Below are 3,882 nucleotides of genomic sequence, written 5' to 3'. Positions count from 1 at the left end.
ACGGCGCCCTGCTCGCCGGGTACGGGCTGCTGCTCGGCTCCTGGCGCGGCACGGCGCTGCCGTGGCTGGTGCTCGCCCTGCACGGCTGCTTCTATGCGGCCACCGACGGGGTGCTGATGGCCGCCGCCTGCGACAGCGTGCCGGAGGGGCTGCGCTCCTCGGGGCTGGCCGTCGTACAGACCGGGCAGGCGCTGACCCGGTTCGTCTGCTCGCTGCTGTTCGGCGCGGCCTGGACGGTGTGGGGCGACCGGGCGGCGCTGGCCGGGGCGGCGGTGGCGCTCGCGGGGTGCGTGGCGGTCGCGCTGACGCTGCGCCCGAAAGGGGTGGTGAGCGCGTGAGCGTACGCAATCGGGTGCTGGTCCTCGTCTCGGCCCTGGCCGTGCTCGCGGCGGTCGGGCTGGCCGCCGTCCTGCACGCCTCCGCGCGGGCGGAGCGCCGTGACCACACGCAGGCGGGCGGGCCGCGCGTCACGTCCGGGACGGTGTCGCTGCGCGGGTCCGGGCGGCTGGTGTTCCGCAACCTGGCGTGGGGGCCGCACCGCGACGAGCTGACGAGCGTCCCGGCCGACGACCCGGGCGGGCCGCGCACCGCCGGCGGGGTGAAGTGCCTCAGGTTCCACGCCGCCGCGGGCACCGGGGTGTGCCTGCAAGCCGTGCACGGGCCCGTGTCGGACACCTACCGCGCCCTGGTCCTGGACGCCTCCCTGCACACCCGGGGCCGCTACGACGTGCCGGGCATCCCCTCCCGCGCCCGGGTCTCCCCCACCGGGCACTTCGCCGCCTGGACGGCGTTCGTGGGCGGCGACTCGTACGCGGGGACGGACTTCTCCACCCGGACGGCGATCGTGGACACCCGCAGCGGGACGCTGATCCCCTCGCTGGAGGCGTTCCGCATCGTCAGGGACGGGCACCCCTACCAGGCCGCGGACGTCAACTTCTGGGGCGTGACGTTCGCGGACGACGACCGCACCTTCTACGCCACGCTGGCCACGAAGGGCCAGACGTACCTGGTCCGCGGCGACCTGCGCGCGCGTACGGTCACCACCCTGCACGCCGACGTGGAGTGCCCGTCGCTGTCTCCGGACGGTACCCGGGTCGCGTACAAGAAGCGGGTCGCGGGGCTGCCGAAGGACGCGCCCTGGCGGCTGTACGTCCTCGATCTGCGGACGATGCGGGAGACCGCGCTCGCCGAGCCGCGCAGCGTGGACGACCAGGCGGTGTGGCGCGACGCGCGCACGCTCGTCTACGCGCTCCCCGGGGACTACGGCGCCGACCTGTACCAGGTCCCGGCGGACGGGTCGGGGCGGGCGCGGGAGATCGGCCGGGCCGCGGTGTCGCCGGTGTACCTCGGTTAGCCACCCGCTTGCGTCAATACGGTGGTCGGATCATGCGCTATCCGGGTGTTCTTCCGTCGCCGCCGCCCGGCCGACCGGCGCGCCGCGCCGGACACTTTCCGCGGCGGCGGCCGGGCGGCCGCCGGGAGAGGGCAGGGCACCGGATGAGCGAGAGCAGGATCCTGGTGGCGGTGCCGGAGCACCCGCGTGCGGAGGGTGCCGGCGCCGAGCAGTTGCGGAAGATCAGGGAGGCCGTGGAGGCGGAGGGCTTCGGGGTGCGCTGGGCCGTCACCGCCGAGGACGCCGACGCGGTACTGCGCACCGAGGCGGGCCTGGCGGCGGCCCTGGTGGCGTGGGACCTGCCCGGGAGCGCGCGGCCCGGCGACGGCCCCGGGGCGGCGCTCGCCGGGCCGGCCGGCGCCCTGGCGGAGAGCCCGGGCGGGGCCGCCGTACTGCGCCGGATCGGGCGGCGCTACCGGGATCTGCCGGTGTTCCTGGTCATGGCCGAGGAGGGCGTGCGGGAACTGCCGCTGTGGGTGTCGGAGACGGTCGTCGGGTACGTCTGGCCGCTGGAGGACACCCCCGGGTTCATCGCGGGCCGGATCACCAGCGCCGCCCGCCACTACCGGGAGGACGTGCTGCCGCCGTTCTTCCGGGCGCTGCGCCACTTCCACGACGCGCACGAGTACTCCTGGCACACCCCGGCCCACTCCGGCGGCGTCGCCTTCCTGAAGTCGCCCGCCGGGCGCGCCTTCCACGACTACTTCGGCGAGCGGCTGCTCCGCTCCGACCTGTCGATCTCGGTGGAGGAGCTGGGCTCGCTGTTCGAGCACACCGGGCCCATCGGCGAGGCCGAACGCAACGCGGCCCGGGTCTTCGGCTCGGACCTGACCTACTTCGTGCTGCACGGCGACTCCACCTGCAACCGCCTGGTGGGCCACTTCAGCGTCACCCGGGACGAGCTGGCGCTGGTGGACCGCAACTGCCACAAGTCGGTGCTGCACGGCCTGGTGGTCTCCGGCGCCCGGCCGGTCTACCTCATCCCGACCCGCAACGGCTACGGCCTGGCCGGCCCGCTGCCCCCGGCCGAGCTGGCGGCGGAGTCGATCGCGGCCCGGATCGCCGCGCACCCGCTCGCCGAGGGCGCCGCCTCCCGCGACCCGCAGTACGCGGTGTTCACCAACTCCACCTACGACGGCCTGAGTTACGACGCCGTCCCGACCGCGAGGGCGCTCGCGGCCAGCACCCCCCGGGTGCACTTCGACGAGGCGTGGTTCGCCTACGCCCGCTTCCACCCGCTGTACGCGGGCCGGTACGGCATGTCCGTGGACGAGGCTGCCCTCCCCGGACCGGAGCGGCCGACGGTGTTCGCCACCCAGTCCACGCACAAGCTGCTGGCCGCGCTGTCGCAGTCGGCGATGGTGCACGTACGGCCGGCACCCCGGGCCCCGGTGGAGCACGACCGGTTCAACGAGGCCCTGATGATGCACGGCACCACCTCCCCGCTGTACCCGATGATCGCCTCGCTGGACGTGGCGACGGCGATGATGGACGGGCCGCAGGGCGAGTGGCTGGTGGACGAGGCGGTCACCGAGGCCATCCGGTTCCGGCAGGAGATGGTGCGGCTGGGGCGGCGGGTGGCGAGCGCCGGGGACCGGCCGCCGTGGTTCTTCGGCGTCTGGCAGCCGGAGGAGGTCACCGACCCGGCGACGGGCGAGCGGCTGGCCTTCGACGAGGCCCCGCCGGAACTGCTGGGCCGGGAGCAGTCCTGCTGGCTGCTGGAGCCGGGCGCGGCCTGGCACGGCTTCCCGGGGCTGACCGAGGGCCACTGCATGCTGGACCCGGTCAAGGTGACGCTGACCTGCCCGGGGATCACGGCGACCGGTGAGATGGCCGAGGAGGGCATCCCGGCGCGGGTGCTGACGGCGTACCTGGCGACCCGGAGCATCGTGGTCGAGAAGACCGACAGCTACACCACGCTGATCCTGTTCTCGATGGGCATCACGAAGGGCAAGTGGGGCACGCTGCTGGACGCCCTGATGGACTTCAAGGCCCTCTACGACGCCGACGCGCCGCTGGACCACGTCCTGCCCGGGGTGGTCGCCGCGCACCCGCGCCGGTACGCGGGGACGACCCTGCGGCAGCTGTGCCGCCAGATGCACGACCAGCTGCGCTCGGCCCGCCTGGTGGAGCTGCTGGACACCGCGTTCCAGGAGCTCCCGGAGCCGGTGCACCCGCCGCAGTACTGCTACCAGCGGCTGGTGCGCGGCGGCACGGAACGCGTCCGCGTCGCCGACGCGGCGCACCGGGTGGCGGCGGCGATGGTCACGGTGACCCCGCCCGGCATCCCGGTGCTGATGCCCGGCGAGTCCACCGGCGCCCCCGACGGCCCCCTGCTGCGCTACCTCACCGCCCTGGAGACGTTCGACCGCCGCTTCCCCGGCTTCCGCAGCGAGACCCACGGCGTGACGATCGACGAGGACACCGGCGACTACGAGATCGAGTGCCTCGGGCTGGACTGACGCGGTGACCGCCCGCCGGGTGCCGTC

The 3,882-nt window shown here is 74.7% G+C and carries 2 protein-coding genes and 1 pseudogene; all 3 read left to right on the top strand.

The features are described from left to right. Positions 1 to 338, top strand: a pseudogene (locus H5J33_RS26730) (MFS transporter); the annotation flags it as partial. Continuing rightward, positions 335 to 1,354 carry a TolB-like translocation protein gene (locus H5J33_RS26725; protein ID WP_181797408.1) on the top strand — a complete coding sequence of 340 codons (1,020 nt, stop codon included), beginning with the start codon at positions 335 to 337 and terminating at the stop codon, positions 1,352 to 1,354. The pseudogene H5J33_RS26730 and the gene H5J33_RS26725, both read left to right, overlap by 4 nt. A 143-nt stretch (positions 1,355 to 1,497) precedes the next feature. Further along, positions 1,498 to 3,855 (top strand): Orn/Lys/Arg decarboxylase N-terminal domain-containing protein, encoded by a 2,358-nt coding sequence (locus H5J33_RS26720; protein WP_181797407.1) that lies wholly within the window; start codon positions 1,498 to 1,500, stop codon positions 3,853 to 3,855. Positions 3,856 to 3,882: the final 27 nt, after the last annotated feature.

Origin of the sequence: Streptomyces sp. WELS2 (assembly GCF_013870595.1) — a bacterium.
GTDB lineage: Bacteria > Actinomycetota > Actinomycetes > Streptomycetales > Streptomycetaceae > Streptomyces.
The sequence above is the reverse complement of the archived record's forward strand: the minus strand, read 5'-3'. Positions and strand labels throughout refer to the sequence as shown.